Origin of the sequence: Streptomyces bambusae, assembly GCF_019400985.1 — a bacterium.
GTDB classification, from domain to species: domain Bacteria; phylum Actinomycetota; class Actinomycetes; order Streptomycetales; family Streptomycetaceae; genus Streptomyces; species Streptomyces bambusae_A.
Genome location: NZ_WTFF01000035.1, coordinates 18,234 through 33,354 on the forward strand (window position 1 = coordinate 18,234; position 15,121 = coordinate 33,354).

Genomic DNA, 15,121 nt, shown 5'->3' on the forward strand with positions numbered 1-15,121 from the left:
GAACACCTCGCCTTTGAGCGCCTTTGACCCTGTTGGCGTGTCCTTCGACGACGCCGGAGTTCCAGGGCAGGGGGGCGTCGAGGTTCAGGGCGCGCAAGGTCACCATTGCTCGGTCAGCTCCTTGGCGGTGGGGCGGTCGGAGGGGTCCGAGGGCCGGCCACAGCGGCTCTCCATCGAGGGCGAGGCCGTGCAGCAGCTGCTTATCGGCGGCCGCCACCAGGTCCGGCCGCCGGTCCTGGACCAGCGACCCGCGGCGCGTCTGCACCAGCACGGCGCCGCTCGGCCCGGCCGGGGTGAGCAGAGGCGCCGGGCGCCTGTGCGGCTTCTGCTTTTCGCCACCCCTGCACGCAACGCGGCCGGACCCGGCAGGGCTTCCGCTGCCTGCGCCGGCACCAGCTCAACCGGCGGCCGGAGCATCATCCCGGGATCTCCCTCACGATCCCCCTTCCAGGGTCAGCCCGACAGCCCGGCACGATCCGGCGGGACGAGCGCCGCGTCATCCGTCCGAGGGGCGCGGCAGGGCCGCCAGGGGCATCGAGCCATTCTCTCCGGTGTGCGGCCCGGTGACCGGCAGCGGGCGAGGAACGGCGAGACGGTAGCTCCCGCGCACGGCCGGGGGCTACCGTAGCCGCCACAGCCCCTCGTCCACGCGGATCCCGGGCAGGCCCGGCACCGCTGCCGTGGCCGCCCAGAACTCGTACCGTCGTCCTCCTCGTCCTCCTCGTTCATCGCGACCCGAAGGCGTCTGCCGTCGTCGAGGATCACCGACCACAGCCCCGGGCGGTTCGGTGTCGCCGTACAGCACGTACACACCGAAGTGGGCGGGGAGGGGCCGACGTCCGCGGTGGTCACGGCGTGGCGACGCAGGAGAACGGCACTGGCTCAGGTCCGTACGGATCGCTCCACTTCGTCGAGGAAGGCCGGCACCCGCTCGTTGAAGATCCCCACCGGGATGCCGTGCCCCGCACCGGGCACGATCTCGGTCCGTACGTCCGGGATGAGGCGCTGTGCGCGGGCCTCGGCACGGCGGGAGTGCATGACGCGGTCGGCGCCGCCGAGCAGCACGAGAGCAGGCACCCTGATCGAGCCCAGTTCCTCGTCGCTCATGCGCTGTGGCTGCGGCAACCGCAGGCGGAATCCGTTGATCGCGTCCAGCGACAGCCGCATCCCCGCCTCGGCTTCCTCCGCGCTCACGCCGGTCTCACCGATCAGGCGGGTGAACCAGCGGCGCTGGAAGCCGTCGGAGCCGCTGACGGCACCGGCGATGGCGCCCAGCAGGAATCCGGGTTTGAGCGGGGCGAGGGCCCGCGGCGGGTCGTACACGGCCACCGACGCGATCCGCCCCGGGACGAGCACGGTCTGCTGGAGCGCCACCCAGCCGCCGTACGAATGCCCGATCAGGTGAACCCGCTCCAGCCCCAGTCCGGCAAGGGCGGCCTCCAGCCAGGCAGCCGCGTCGTCGGCGCTGCCGATCGGAAGGCTCTGCGAGCTGTACCCGGGCTCGCCCACACGGTCGACCGCCAGTACGCGCCGCCCTCCCCGGGCCAACGCCTCGACGTGTGGGGCCCATTCGGCAGGTGTCGCGCTCCGCCCGTGCAGCAGTACGACGGGGGTCCGCTCGCCCGCACCGTAGGCGTGGACCCGCGTCCTTCCGAAGCGGGTCGGGACGTCCAGCTCCTCGCGCGGCTCGGGCCAGAACGCCATGGCCCGGTCGTAGGCGGCCAGTACGCGCGTCCGCGCCGCGTCTTCGGCGAAGGAACCAGTCCGTGCCGTCATCGTTGCCTCCCTGGAAAAGCGGCCCGTGCGGCCCTGAAATGATCTTCGCAGGAGGGCGGAACAGGTCATACATGGGGGCCGCAAGTCCCAAAACCGAGAGATCGCACCTGGGACGTAGACGTCGACTCCACCGTATGCCGGGCACACCAGGACGCCGCCGTGGCGGCGGCAGGGAGGACCTCCAGAAGGAACCGCCCCGCGGGATCTCCGTCGAGCCGCCGGACCATGGTCCCGGACCGTGTCCGCAACCGGCTGGGGCGCAGCTCACAAGGCGGGCGGCCGCCGAAGTTCGACAAAGCCGACTACCAGGAGCGGCACGCCGTCGAGTGCGGGATCAACCACCTCGAACGGCACCGCGCTGTCGCCACGAGAGACGACGAACTCGCCGTCCGCTACGAAGCGACGGTGCTGGTCGCAGCCGCAGCCAACAACGAATGGCCGTGACCAGCACAGCGGGGCGGTGTGGTCGGGCTCGGGCCCTACTGCGGGCCGGCGGTCGGAGCAGGAGGTTCGAGAGGTTGAGAGCCGAGATGTCCCGCCTCCGGCACCGACTCCGGTTCCGTCCACGGGTCGCCACGCCATGCCGTGTCGATGACCCCTCCATCTGTCAAGCCCCGAAATTCCGGATCGTGCGGAAAATCGCTGGCCAGGGCTTACTCGAAGGCAGGGGAAAACACCCAGCAGGTGGCCCGCTCGAACTGCCCGGGACGACCCGACGGCACGGTTCGCGGGACCTTTCAACAATCGATTTGCCCTTATGTCGGAGGAAGATTCCTGATGAAGCGCATTGTGATGCTCACTGCGTCAGCCGCCATCGTCGCAGGAGGCGCACTGCTGCCCACTGGTGCCATGGCCGCTGAATCGGCGCAGTACGCCGGCGCCACGACCACGGTGACGGGTGACGACGACTCGATCGCCACGATGTCGAGCCTGAAGAGGCAAGAAGCCGTGAACGCGATCACCACCTGGGGGAATGAGCAGCAGGACCTGCGCAGGACGGCGGAGCGGCAGCTCGACCAAACGGAGCAGGTCGAGAAGCTACGGGACGGCAAAACATTCGAAGAATTCGGGGCCTTTTTCGGCCACGACCCCGGTGCGAAGAACGAACTGAAACAGGAATCTGAATTCCTGCAGGACGCGAAGAACAGCAGCTTCAAGCAGTCCGGGAAAGATGAAGGAAGCCTCGATTTCGGAACGTGCGCCGGGTGCTCCGAGGGGCCGGTAGCCCCGGACGTCCGATAGCGCCAATGATATCGAGATGGGAGACAGAAATGGGTATCAGCTTGTGGGGACGGCGCTTCGCGGTCGCGGCGTCGGGCGTTCTGGTCGCAGGATGCAGTGTCTTCTCCCTCAGCGCATGGGCGGCCCCGGCGCCGACAGCCGCCGCAGCGCAGGCCGCCATGCCGCAGGACGACAGCGACCGATCCGCGATCACCCGGGTGCTGCGCCTCCAGCACCAGGAGGTCATCGAAGCCAACCGCAGGGCCCAAACCAAGGCCGAAGAACAGGACCGGGCACTGGCGGCCAGGCAGGCACTGAGCGAGCACCAGAGAAGGCTCGAGACCATGAAGGGGGGCGACACGCTCAACGGCCTCGCGGGCCATGACAATGGGGTCAAGAACGAACGGGCCCGGACCGCGGGAGACCTCCTGACGGGCACGCGAACCGGAGGTGACTCCGAGCCGGCGAATGGTGACGGCAGCGTCGACTACGGAACCTGTGCCGGGTGCTCCTCCGCGGAGTCCTACCCGGATCTCCGATAGCCGCGGCGCTCAGCGAGCCGCGCGAGATGACTGCCTCCCCCGGACGGCAACAGGCCCGCCCCGCTCAACCGTCGGCCGCAGCCGGCTCCGCCCCGAACCAGACCAGATCCTCCGGACGTGCGTCAGGCGCAGCCGCTTGGACCTGAGCGGTGCCGACGGACGCCGCCGTGGTCTATGGTTCGGCGGCACTCACCTCCACCAGGATCCGCTGCCGCTCGTAGGCGGACATCCGGGCCAGCTCGTGAGCGGCTGGTCGGCTCGACGACCCCGCTGTCGGACCAGAAGCGGATCGTGCGCACGGAGAGCCCGGTGCGGCGGGCGAGCTCGCCGGTGGGCAACAACTCGGTGCGGTCGTTTACGAGGACAACCTTCGACCCTCCAGCGGGTGGGGGGTCAAGCACCCGGCTGCCCAGCCCGCAAGCTGCGCGGACATCGCCCACGCCCGACAGTTGGGCCTGGCAGGCCCCTCGTCGACGGTCCCGCCGTAGAGGTCTTCGGCCGGCCACCCGAACACCCAAGCTCTCCTGTCTCGCAGGCCGGTGGACTCCGCTCACCGGCCTGCGAGGCTTCCGCGTGCCCTGGTCCGGCACGGCCTCAGCCGGGAGAACGGCTCAGGACTTTGCCGTCCGGGCCACGCGGGGTCGAGTGGCCGACACGGTGGGTCGTTGCGGGTTCAGGCGGTTTCTCCAGTGCTCAGGTCCGGTACCGGTACAGGATCCGGCCGCGGGTGAGGTCATAGGGGCTGACTTCCACGAGCACCCGGTCGAACGGGAGTATCTTGATGTAGTTCTTGCGAATCTTCCCGCTGATGTGCGCGAGGACGTGGTGCCCGTTCTGGAGCTCCACCTTGAAGGTGGCGTTGCGCAGGCATTCGACAACGGTGCCCTCGACTTCCAGGCCGTGTGCTGTTCTTGCCAATGTTCCTCGCTTCTCGAATCGGTGAGTTGTCAGTGATGCACCAGTTCCAGGTTGCTGCCGGTCCGCTGGGCGCCGATGCTTTCGAGCAGGGTGAGCGCGGCGGTGTTGGACTCGTCCGCCTCGGCCCAGGCCGAGGCGGTTCCGGCCCGGTGAAGTGAGCCCAGCGTGTGGGCCAGCAGTGCCCGCCCGACACCTCGGCGACGGTGGTCGGCCCGTACGGCGATCAGTCCGACCCGTGCTCGGCGGGGAACCGGCGCCACCCTGACCAGACCCACGTACGCGCCGTTGCGGACCGCGACCGTGTACTTCGACGGGTCCCCCACTGTCCTCCCGGCCGGGCGCGGCAGTACCTCGGCCGGCATGGTCTGCCATCCGACGGTGGCCTCTACCTCCTCGCGGATCGCGCGATCCAGCGCGTGCAGGAGGCCTTCGTCGACGTCGCCGCCGCGCAGGAACGTCACGCCCGTGGGCGGGCACAGCGCGTCGAGCCCGGTCTCGCGCGGGTCGGTGGACAGGACGTACTCCCACTCGCGGCGTTCGAGGGTGAAGCCGGCCTGTTCCCAGCGGGACCTCAGATCGAAGTCGGCCTCGCCGACCACGGTGTGGAGGGGGGTCGGCAGATCCGCCAGGATCGCGGTGGCGAGCCGGTCGAAGACTTCGTCCCGCCACACGTCAATGCTGACGAAGCGCCGCCCGTCCGGCCGCTGTGAGACGTCGCCGTGGCCGACGATCCGATCGCCGACCACGGCCTGCCACCGGGTCTCGGTCACCCGGCTGACCGTCGCAATGTTCATGGTTGTCGCCTTTCAGGAGTGCCTGGTTGCAGCGGCGCTCCCGACGACACCTGGTCAGTCGCACACCGTGACGGAAGGAGGGAGCACCCACCTCGATACAGCGTTCATGGGTGTCACCTCCTCGCGTCCTGTCACGGTGCTCCGCACGCTAACAACCTGCGGTCGCCCGTCCAACTCCTTTTTCGAGCCCGGGCGGCTCGGTAACCGCCGTCTCACCCGCCATTACGGAAACCGACCACGCTGCAACCCTCCCCGCACCGTTGTCGTACTGCCTCATACAGAGCCCGGTCTCGGGCGCCCCGCGTCAGCCGGTGCCGTGGTGAGGCGAGGTTGCCAGGTGCTGTCGGAAGAAGGTGTACAGCAGTGCGTCGTTGTGGGCGGCTTGTTGGTTGTCGCCGGCGCCGGAGTGGCCGCCCCCGGTGTTCTCCCACAGCCATACCGGATGGCCGAGGTCGCGTAGGCGGGCAGCCGTCTTGCGGGCGTGGGCGGGGTGGACGCGGTCGTCGCGGGTGGAGGTCATCAGCAGCAGGGGGGGGGAGGTGCGGTCGGCGGCCAGCTGGTGGTAGGGGGAGATGGCCTGAAGGTGGGAGCGGTCGGCTTCGTTGTCGGGGTTGCCGTACTCGGCCGTCCAGGAGGCGCCAGCCAGGAGGGTGTGGAAGCGGAGCATGTCCAGCAAGGGTGCTTCCGCGGCGATCGCTGCGAACAGGTGGGGGTAGCGGGTGAGCATCGCGCCCATGAGAAGGCCGCCGTTGCTGGCGCCGTGTGCCCCGAGCAGGGCCGGTGTGGTGATGCCGCGGGCATGGAGATCCTCGGCTACGGCAGCGAAGTCCTCGAACGCCCGAACACGGCCGGCGCCGCGGGCGGCCTCGTGCCAGGCGGGCCCGTACTCGCCGCCGCCGCGGATGTTCGCGATCACGTGGGTGCCGCCGTGCTCGAGCCAGGCCCGGCCGGTCACCGCACCGTAGTAGGGGGTTTCGCAGAGCTGGAATCCGCCGTACCCGTAGAGAACGGCCGGGCCCGGGCCGGTCCGGGTGTGATCGGGTCCGATCACGAAATACGGCACCCGGGTGCCGTCCGCCGATGTCGCGAAGTGCTGCTCCACTTCCAGGCCGCGGGCATCGAAGCGGGCCGGGGCCTGTTTGAGGATCTCGCTGTCACCGCCGATGTGACCGTAGGAGAGGGTCGAGGGCTGCAGGAAGCCGGAGACGTCCAGGAAGTACTCGTCGGACGCGTTCGGGTCGGTGCCGACGACGGTGACCGCCGACAGCGGGGGCACGTCAGCGAGCGGCTTGCGAGACCATGCGCCGCCGTCCGGGTCCGGGGTGAGCACCTCCATCACCGTGCTGACGTCACGCATCGTCTCCAGCAGCAGATGGTGGCGGGTCCAGGTTTGACCGGCCAACGCGCTCCGCTCGTCCGGGGTGAACAGGACCTGCGGGGTGCGGTCACCGGCCAGGAAGGCCTCGAAGCCGAACGCCAGCAGCGAGCCGGCTGCATGGCCCAACCAGCCGGTCTTCAAGGAGACGATCAGATGCTCACGGTGGGCATAGGCGTGGGCGTCATCAGGGACATCGATCCTCACCCGTCGGCCGTCGTCGGTCAGGAGGTACTGCTCGCTGCGGAAGAAGTCCAGCGAGCGGCCGACGAAGGTCCGTTCGAACCCGGGTGTGGCGTCGTGCCAGCCGAACGCGGACACATCACCGTCCTCCGCCTCGAAGACGATCTCGGTGTCCAGGAGTGGGATGCGGCGGCGCCATCGGCGGACCGTTCTCGGGTAGCCGGCGTCCGTCAGCGAGCCTGGCCCGGTGTCGGTCCCGATCAGCACGGTGTCGGCATCCGCCCACCCGATCCGGGTCTTCGCCTCCCCCACCACGAACCCGCCCTCCACGAAGGCGCAGCTCACCAGGTCGAACTCACGGACCACGACCGCGTCCGACCCGTCACGGGAGAGCCGCACCAGCGCCCGGTCGTGGTCGGGATCGCGCACCACGGCGCCGGACCACACCCATGGCTCGCCCTCCCCGGCGGCCAGTGCGTCCACGTCGAGGACGGTCTCCCACTCGGGGACGTCCTTGCGGTACTGCTCCAGCGTCGTACGCCGCCACACACCACGCACGTGTCGGGCGTCCTGCCAGAAGTTGTAGAGGAAGGCACCGCGGCGCGTGATGCAAGGGATGCGTTCGGGGCTGTCCAGCACTTCACGCAGGCGTGTGGTCAGCTCGCCGAAGGCGGCACCGTCCGCCAGTGCCACGTTCGTCTCGGCGTTCCGTTCCCTCACCCACGCGAGAGCGGCCTCGCCCTCGACGTCTTCCAACCATGCATAAGGGTCGTCATCGATCACAGCCAGAGATTGTCCCTCCTACCATGCGATGGCTTGCGGCGAGGAGAACCCGCCTGGCACCGGCGCCAGGGGCGGCCGCCCCGTGGTGGTCGCCGGAACACCGTCATCCACCGCGGCTCGGTGCTGGGTGCGGCCGATGACGGACATGTGCGGGATGAGCGGCGCACAGGCTTGGCACACCTCAGCCAGGGTCCAGACCTGCCCTACTGTGGGGTTGTGCACCAGTACCAGCAGTGTGGTGCCGGAGCAATGGACGCGGTCGTCGTGGAGGGCGCACTGTCTGGCCCCGCAGGCGCATGCGGTGTGAGGGCGGGCTGTAGCCAGCCGCGCGTGCGCGTGGGCGTGCCCCGCAGCGAACCGCTTCAGGGCCGCAGTGTCCTTCGACCTCGGTGGCATGCGGCAGGCTTCGACGGTGCAGGTGACGGTGGCGGTGTGGTCGGCGTGGCCGGTCAGCCGGACCGTCCAGGTCCGTCCGGGCACACGTGGGGCAGGAGTGAGCATCGAGTCCGGGTCCGATCGTGGTGGGAGGGGGTTGAGTCGTGGTGCAGGGATGGTCGCGGCGGGGCTGTCGGCCTGGGCGGCACGTCCCCGTAGCGCGGACTCCGGTGGCAGGGTCGCTGTACGACCTCATGGGTGTGAGCTGTTTGTCGCACGCGCCGCAGGCATTGTCAACGCAGCGCACATGCCCCGGCCAGCGCCCCTGGGCGCCGGCGCCGTCGGTCCACGGCGGGCCAGGACCGAGCCCGCCAGTGCGTACATCGGGTCACAGGTGGAGTGGGAGTCACGGATTCACACCGGCCCATACCTGCACCAGCCGGGTGCCGTTCTCCCAGGCCCAGCCTCGGGCAACTGCGCGCCTTGAGCCGGGCCGCTGCGTCAGTCGTGAGGTGCGGCGAGGCCGGTGAGCGCCGAGGCGTGGGGCGGAGGCGGTAGGCATCGAGCTTGGTGGGGCGGCTTTACCGCACCCTGTCAAGCCCCGACCTTCCGTGCCGTGACCCAGGAGTGCTGATCGGGGCGCAATGGAGGCGCGGACAACACCCGAACCCGGCCTGCCCGCGCGCCTCATCCGCGGCCCGGCCCTGTGACCCCCGGAAGGACTCCTCTCATGGCATTCACCCGGCCCCGACGTCTCGTTCCCCTCGTGATCACCGCCGTGCTGGCCGCCCCAGGTGTCTCCCTCGCGGCAACCTCCGCGTCCGCCGCTCCCAGCCGTACCTGCCCGGACCTGCGCAACCAGGACAGTGCGCGCGGCCCCTACGAACAGGGGTGCGCAATCGGATTCGCCACGGGAAGGAAACAGGGCCGCATTGATGCCATGCGGTGTCGCCCGACCCTGCCTCCCCTGGTGCCCGTGAACCCCAGTCCACATGAGCAAGGAAGGCAGGAGGGGTGGCGTCTTGGATACGCTGAGTTCCAAGAGACGTTCCGCACGCGCTGCGCACCCGGCAAACTGCCTGAAGGCCGGCCTGCCCGCGTGGAGGACGACGACGGCTACCTCAAGGGATTCGCAGCCGGTCGGAAGGCAGCCAACGAGGCGACCGGTAGCTGCCCCAAGGCCCCGAGGCCCATTGGGCGCCCAGATGGAGGTTCCTACAGGAAGGGATTCGCCGACGGCTGGGCCTCGGTGGGTCCGCGCTGCTTGCAGTGAAGCAGTTCGATGCGGCGCGGCACCGTGCGCATACGGCCAGATGCACGTCGCCCGCCCCAGTGGACCGGCCTCCGTGCCATGGGCTCACGGCCGCGCGCCCTGCACGCCCGTACCACGCACCGGGCCCCGGGAAGTCGGAATGCCGGCTGCGCCAGTTCCCCACCGCAGCCGGCCGACGACCTGCGCGATACACCCCGCCTCCGCCAGCGGCGTCCGGTCCTGGCGCGCGACGACCCGGCCGACGGTGGCGAGCGGGGAGCGCCGTCCCGCGTGGGTGGAGTGCACGGTCTGCCGGTCCACCGAAGGGCAGACGATCGGGAGCAGGGCGACGTCCTGGGCGGATTCCCTGTCAAGCCCCGCGTGTTGAGGTGAGTGAGTGCTTCGAGGGGCGCTGCGGGCCGGGAGTGCTGGCGTCGGCCTCGTTCCGTGGTCTACGTTGCGGGGATGACTACCGGGACGGCATCGCGCCACACACGGATCGGTGACCCGGTGCTCCGCTGAGCACCGTGCGGGAGGATCTGGGCCCGCTGATCGATCGAGGATCTTGCGCTGCTGCGCGAGCTCCGCCTCCGTCGTGTTGATCACAGGTTCGCCACATCAACCACGACAGGAGGATCCTTGCCCGCCAACACGCTGCAGATTCCCACCGAGGACGGTCAGGCCGACGCGTTCGCCACCTTTCCCGACGACGGCGAGCAGCACCCAGGGGTGCTGATGTACTCGGACGGCTTCGGCATCCGACCCGTACTGCGGGCGTTGGCCCGCGAACTGGCCGGGCACGGGTACTACGTACTCGTCCCCAACCTCTTCTACCGGCACGGCCCGGCACCGGTGATCGAACTTCCCGAGCACATCGGAGAAGAGGTCCGCACCCAGGTCATGGCCCAGCTGATGCCCCTGATCCAGGCGCACACAGCCGAGCGTGCCCTGAGTGACGCCGACGCCTACCTCGAGTTCCTCACCACCCGGCCCGAGGTCGACGCCGGCCCGGTCGCGGTGACCGGGTACTGCATCGGGGGCCTCCTGGCGATGCGCGCCGCCGCGGCTCACCCGGGCCGGGTGGCCGCCGTCGCCGCGTTCCACGGCCCCGTGGGCGCCGACGGGCCCGACCTCTTCTCCAAGCTCACCGCACAAGTCCACCTCGGCCATGCGGAAGGCGACATGACACCCGAGGCCCTCGGTGAGCTCAACCAGGCGCTGGATGCCGCAGGCGTCCGTCACACCTCCGAGATCTACCCCGGTACCGTCCACGGCTTCACCATGTCCGACACCGACGCCTTCAGCGCCTCCGGGATTGAGCGCCACTGGGACCACCTGCTCCCCCTCCTGGACCGCGCCCTGATGCGCCGCTGAGGCTGCGGTCCGTACGCTGACCCGGTATCGAACCAGCCCTGTTGCATCAGCTCCAACACGCTGATGCAACAGGGAGGGCGGAGCACAGAGCGACCGTGGTCACCCCGCCCTGCCACCTGATCCGGTGGACGTCGGGGAACTCCACGTCCCCGCCGAGCGGGACCAGCAGGCCGGCGCGGGACCACCCGCCCGCGACCACTCTCACGGGGCATAAGAGGTCGTCTCGATTGGCGATCAACGCTCCGTGACACCGGAACGGGCTGGCGGTGGACAATTGACGTGCATCGAGTGACCACGTTGGGGAACACTGTCCCGATGAGCTCCGCAGCCTCTCAGACATCGCAGGAACGGGCCCTTCGGCATGTCGCGGAACTGGCGTCGGGCCCTCCGATGGACCCGGCGCTGCGGGTGACCCTCAACTTCCACCCGGACCGTCTGCTGCACGGCAGGCCGATCCTGGACGCCATGGCCGACGACGGCGTCTACCGCTCGCAGTTCGTCACGGGGACCAGCAACGGCGGACTGACCGCGCATCCAGGCGGCGACCGGTGGCGCTGGGAGAGCCGGATCTTCGACGGGGCGTACGATGAAGCATCTGCTCATGAGCGGCCCGTCTACGGGGCGTTGAACTTCCGTCGCAAGCCGGTCGGCGGGGCGCCGCGGTTCGGCTCGGCCCACTTCCGGCTGGCTGCCGAGACACTGGCGCGGACCACGTTCTGCTACCCGGACAGCTTCCTTGAGCCTTCGGATTTCGGTGTCGCGGACCGCATGGGGCTCATCCGGCTTGCCCTCGCCGATCGTCAGGACGAGCTTGACGACTACATCGAGGCTCAAGTGCACGGGCCGGTCCGGCTGCACTGCGATGTTGAGGCGCTGGTCCTGGATCCCTGCTACCGAGGCACGGCGGTCGAGGCCGCGGCTCTGCGTCTTGGCTGCCCGGTGGAGTGGCACCCCGGCTTCCGGCTCAGGGTTGAAGAACTCCTGTGTCACCCCGGCTACCGCGGACAGGAATACGTCGACTTGGGCAGGCAGATCGCCGTCGACGGCGTGCTCGATCCTCGGATCATCGGATTTGCCGCACAGGTCAGTCTTCATGACCCCCAGGCGGTCAAGAAGGTGTGGCACTACCTGGCGCGATTCGGGGCGCCTTGGAAGGCCACTGACGGGCCGGCGACTCCGGCACTGATAGAGCGGGCTGTACTCGACGGCCTTCGTTGAGGGGCTGGTGCCGGAGGGCTGCGAAAGTTGTTCCGGGCTGTGAGACCGTCGATCCCCACGAGGCCGCAAGGCGGTGGCCGCAGGCGGGTCGATGATCGCGCGGTGCTCGCCGCGATCATCTTCGTCGCCACTTCAGGGTGCACCTGGCGGCAGCTGCCGCCGGTCTTCGGGCCTCGTGGCAGACAGTCCACCGCCGGTTCTCCGAGTAGACCGCGGCTCGGGTATGGGCGAAGCTCCACCGTCTGGTGCTGGACGAGCTCGGCGCCCGCGGGGAGCCGGGCTGGTCGAGGTGCGCGATCGACTCATCCGCTCTCGCCGTGGGCCGCGTCGCCGCCGTCCCGCCAAGCTGCACGGAGACAAGGGCTACGACTACGACCACCTGCGGAAATGGCGCCACTCGCGGAACATCACGCCGCGCATCGCACGCCGGGGCATCGAGTCCTCCCAGCGTCTCGGTCGTCACCGTTGAACCGTGGAGCGGACGGTGGTGCGGCAGCCCGCCGGCCGTCTCTGGAAGAAGCGCCGGCCCCGCAGACGAAGCCTGAAACAAGGAACCGTCAGCCACGCATGCTCTGCACCGAGGTGTGCCGCCGCGGCCGACGGCCCGTAGGCCGGCGCCTAGAGCCAGCCGCGGCGCTGGGCCTGGAGGGCCAGCTGGAAGCGGGTGGCGGCGCCCAGCCTGGCCATGAGGATCTCCACCCGCCGGAACAGCGTGCGGCGGCTGATGCCGAGCTCCCGGGCGACGGCCTCGTCGGACACCCCGCCCGTGAGGAGCGCCAGGAGGCGACGGTCGGCGGCCGACGGCGGCCGGGCCGCTCCGGCGCGGTCGTGCGGGGGCCGTATGAGGGGCAGCCTTGAGCCGTGCAGGGGCAGTGCCGTCTGCCACGTCTGCTCGAACAGCGCCGTCAGCGCCGAGAACAGTCCGCACGGCTGGACGACCAGGAGCGTATGGTGATCGTCTACCTCGTGGATCGAGAGGGAGACCAGGGCGCAGGCGTCGTCGATGATGATGAGCTTCACGGGGACCACGGACACCACCCTGGCCTGCTCGCCGGCGGCGATGCACGGCTCGATGCTGTGGGTCAGGTTGCCCGGGTGCTCCAGCGAGTCCCGCGAGTACACCACGCGCTGTATCACTCCCCGGGCCAGCGTGGCCAGGGACTCGTCGGTGGCCGTGGGGATCGGGAAGTACGGTGGCGAGTCGAACTGGCGGATCTGCTCGCAGGCACTGGCCCAGGCCTGGCGCAGCCGCGGACCGATGTCCTCGCCGGTCACGACTTCGACGAGGCCGTTGCTGTGGTCCCCGGTGGAGGCGGCGGGCCGCCGGCGACGGAAGGCCTCGAAGGCCCCGGCGACGGTGATGCGGGAGGCGTCGAGTTCGGCGGCGCGGCGCCGGCCGAGGAGCCGCAGTCCGGCGGCGGGTGGCAGTGGCGCCACTGCCTCGCTGCCGTCGACGGAGGTGCTGACCAACCCCGCCTCGGCGAGTTCGGCGTACGCGGCGGACAGTTCGGCTCCGGTCAGACCCGTGGCCGCGCCGAGGTCCGGCAGGCGTACGGGAGCCGCCTCCAGCATCGCTCCGTAGAGCAGGGCTGCCGCACTGCCGACGCCCAGCCGCCGCAGGGCGGCCCCGAGTCTCTCAGGTTCGTCCTCGCCGGTCCCCGTTGCCACCTGTGCTTCACCGGCCCCCGCCGCCACCCTGGCCTCGTCGATCTCCGCCGTCGCCATGGGCGGCAAGGTATCAACGCGACACGGCCGGCGCACCACCCCGGCCGGAGCCCCGGTCGGGATGGTGCGGCCGTGTGCGCGGCGGGCGCCGTGACGTCGTCGCACCCGTTTCGTCCGGGCGGCGTACGGACGACGACGCCGCCGCGAAGGGTGCGTCAATAGTCGATCGTGTTGTGGTACAGGCAGGACAGCGGGCCCGCGCCCACGTCGTACCCGTCTGCCGCGCGCTGGCTCCAGAACTGCGTGAACGTACCGGAGACGTGGTCGAGGAAGGTGTTCCACAGCGGCCCGGCCGAGTCCTCGGTACAGTCGTCACCCGGCTCGTTCGAGGCGTCGTAGAGGTCGATCATCGAACCGAGGACCCGGCCCTCGACCTTGTCGCCGTCGTCCCAGTTCGCGGTGCCCCACGTCGGTCCCTCCAGATCCTGGGTACGGCCGCCGGGCCAGCGGAAGGTGGGGTCGCCGAGGGCGGCGACGCCGAACCAGGTCGCGAACCCCTCCGTCCAGGCGCAGCCGGCCGAGCTGGTCTTCGTGATGTAGTGCGGGCTGCAGTTGGGGGACGACGGGAAGGCGTCCTCGTACACGTCGTCCATCATCGCGTGGCCGAACTCGTGCAGGACGAGCACGGGAGCGTCCGGGTCCTCGGCGGCCAGGTGGACGGCGTTGCCCTGGGTGGAGTAGTACGTGCCGTCGGTGGAGTCGGGTGCCCAGTTGACCAGACCGCGCCGGCAGGTGGTGTCGCGGGCGTCCCAGCAGGTCCCCGGCTTCCAGTTCCAGCCGGTGTTGACCGTGTCGAAGGCCTCGACCCCGCGCATCAGGGCGGCATCGGCGGGCTGGAAGGCACCGAATTCGACCGACGAGCCGGTGGGTACGTTCGCTCGGGTCGCAGTGGCGAAACGATACGGCTGGCGGGACTTGCCGTTGCGTATCACCCAGTTCTGGTTCTCGGTGGCGAACTGCACGTAGACGTCCTGACCGCCGCCCTCCTCGTCGGCATTGTCGAAGCACAGCCGGAAGCCGCCGTCCGCGCCGGTGGTGCCGCTGGCCAGCAGGTCGTCGGAGCCGCGCGCATCGTCGTCGTACACTGCCACGCGCGCGTTGGCCGACACGCGGGTGACCCCGGTGTGGTCGACGTAGTTCCAGGTACCGGTTGCGCAGGCGGTGCCCGCCGCGGTCGAGGCCGCGGCTGTGGCCGAGGCTCCGGCCGAGGCGGCTCCGGCCGCCGAAGCGGTGGCCGTGTCCGTGTCCGAGGAGGCTCCGGCGAAGCCGCGCCGCACCCGGACCCGCAAGACCGCCGAGGCCGCCCCGGTCACCCCGGTCACCCCGGTCACCGACGAGGCCCCCGCCGCCCCGGCCGAGGCCGAGGCTCCGGCCAAGCCGCGCCGCACCCGGACCCGTAAGACCGCCGAGGCGGTTGCGCCGGAGGCGTCCACCCCGGCGGCTCCGGCCGAGGCCGAGGAGGCTCCGACGAAGCCGCGCCGGACCCGGACCCGCAAGGCCGCGGCCGCCGCCCCGGCCACAGCGGGGGGCCCGGCGGCCGCATGCGCACACCCGGCCACCCCCCCACAGGGGACGCTGGGTGGAC

12 protein-coding genes and 2 pseudogenes are annotated in these 15,121 nt (G+C 70.2%); 7 read left to right on the plus strand and 7 right to left on the minus strand.

Translation table 11 applies throughout. The features are described 5' to 3' along the window. Window positions 1-882 precede the first annotated feature (882 nt). The gene (locus GPJ59_RS08100) at window positions 883-1,776 is read right to left on the minus strand and encodes an alpha/beta fold hydrolase (RefSeq protein WP_219665779.1); all 894 of its coding nucleotides are present in this window, start codon (window positions 1,774-1,776) and stop codon (window positions 883-885) included. A gap of 225 nt (window positions 1,777-2,001) precedes the next feature. On the opposite strand from GPJ59_RS08100, the gene GPJ59_RS08105 reads away from it, so the two are divergent. The 3 genes from GPJ59_RS08105 (at window position 2,002) to GPJ59_RS08115 (ending at window position 3,539) form a co-directional block, all read left to right on the plus strand. Then, window positions 2,002-2,220, plus strand: coding sequence for a hypothetical protein (locus GPJ59_RS08105; protein ID WP_258024043.1), 219 nt, complete (start codon window positions 2,002-2,004; stop codon window positions 2,218-2,220). 333 nt (window positions 2,221-2,553) lie between these two features. Further along, on the plus strand, window positions 2,554-3,018 hold the full coding sequence (locus GPJ59_RS08110) for a hypothetical protein (RefSeq protein ID WP_219665780.1): 465 nt from the start codon (window positions 2,554-2,556) through the stop codon (window positions 3,016-3,018). Window positions 3,019-3,047: 29 nt separating this feature from the next. After that, window positions 3,048-3,539, plus strand: coding sequence for a hypothetical protein (locus GPJ59_RS08115; RefSeq protein ID WP_219665781.1), 492 nt, complete (start codon window positions 3,048-3,050; stop codon window positions 3,537-3,539). 122 nt (window positions 3,540-3,661) lie between these two features. Here the strand turns inward: GPJ59_RS08115 and GPJ59_RS38865 are convergent, their stop codons facing one another. The 4 genes from GPJ59_RS38865 to GPJ59_RS08135 all read right to left on the minus strand — a co-directional run bounded on the left by GPJ59_RS38865 (window position 3,662) and on the right by GPJ59_RS08135 (window position 7,592). Then, window positions 3,662-4,129, minus strand: a complete 468-nt coding sequence (locus GPJ59_RS38865) for a helix-turn-helix domain-containing protein (RefSeq protein WP_374200806.1) — start codon at window positions 4,127-4,129, stop codon at window positions 3,662-3,664. Between the two features lie 103 nt (window positions 4,130-4,232). Then, complete coding sequence (gene infA / locus GPJ59_RS08125; protein ID WP_219665782.1) at window positions 4,233-4,457, minus strand: translation initiation factor IF-1; 225 nt, start codon at window positions 4,455-4,457, stop codon at window positions 4,233-4,235. Window positions 4,458-4,486: 29 nt separating this feature from the next. Then, window positions 4,487-5,251, minus strand: a complete 765-nt coding sequence (locus GPJ59_RS08130; RefSeq protein WP_219665783.1) for a GNAT family N-acetyltransferase — start codon at window positions 5,249-5,251, stop codon at window positions 4,487-4,489. Between the two features lie 304 nt (window positions 5,252-5,555). Continuing rightward, the gene (locus GPJ59_RS08135; protein ID WP_219665784.1) at window positions 5,556-7,592 is read right to left on the minus strand and encodes a prolyl oligopeptidase family serine peptidase; all 2,037 of its coding nucleotides are present in this window, start codon (window positions 7,590-7,592) and stop codon (window positions 5,556-5,558) included. Between the two features lie 2,266 nt (window positions 7,593-9,858). On the opposite strand from GPJ59_RS08135, the gene GPJ59_RS08140 reads away from it, so the two are divergent. The 3 genes and pseudogenes from GPJ59_RS08140 to GPJ59_RS08150 all read left to right on the plus strand — a co-directional run. Then, on the plus strand, window positions 9,859-10,593 hold the full coding sequence (locus GPJ59_RS08140; RefSeq protein ID WP_219665785.1) for a dienelactone hydrolase family protein: 735 nt from the start codon (window positions 9,859-9,861) through the stop codon (window positions 10,591-10,593). A 315-nt stretch (window positions 10,594-10,908) separates the two neighbouring features. Beyond that, complete coding sequence (locus tag GPJ59_RS08145) at window positions 10,909-11,811, plus strand: DUF3626 domain-containing protein (RefSeq protein ID WP_219665786.1); 903 nt, start codon at window positions 10,909-10,911, stop codon at window positions 11,809-11,811. Between the two features lie 73 nt (window positions 11,812-11,884). Next, window positions 11,885-12,277, plus strand: a pseudogene (locus GPJ59_RS08150) (hypothetical protein); the annotation flags it as partial. A 152-nt stretch (window positions 12,278-12,429) separates the two neighbouring features. Here the strand turns inward: GPJ59_RS08150 and GPJ59_RS08155 are convergent. After that, window positions 12,430-13,536, minus strand: a complete 1,107-nt coding sequence (locus GPJ59_RS08155; protein WP_258024045.1) for a LuxR family transcriptional regulator — start codon at window positions 13,534-13,536, stop codon at window positions 12,430-12,432. Window positions 13,537-13,691: 155 nt separating this feature from the next. Further along, window positions 13,692-14,627 (minus strand): hypothetical protein, encoded by a 936-nt coding sequence (locus GPJ59_RS08160; protein ID WP_219665787.1) that lies wholly within the window; start codon window positions 14,625-14,627, stop codon window positions 13,692-13,694. Between the two features lie 97 nt (window positions 14,628-14,724). Between GPJ59_RS08160 and GPJ59_RS08165 the strand changes: the two are divergent. After that, window positions 14,725-15,121: pseudogene (locus tag GPJ59_RS08165) on the plus strand (DEAD/DEAH box helicase); the annotation flags it as partial.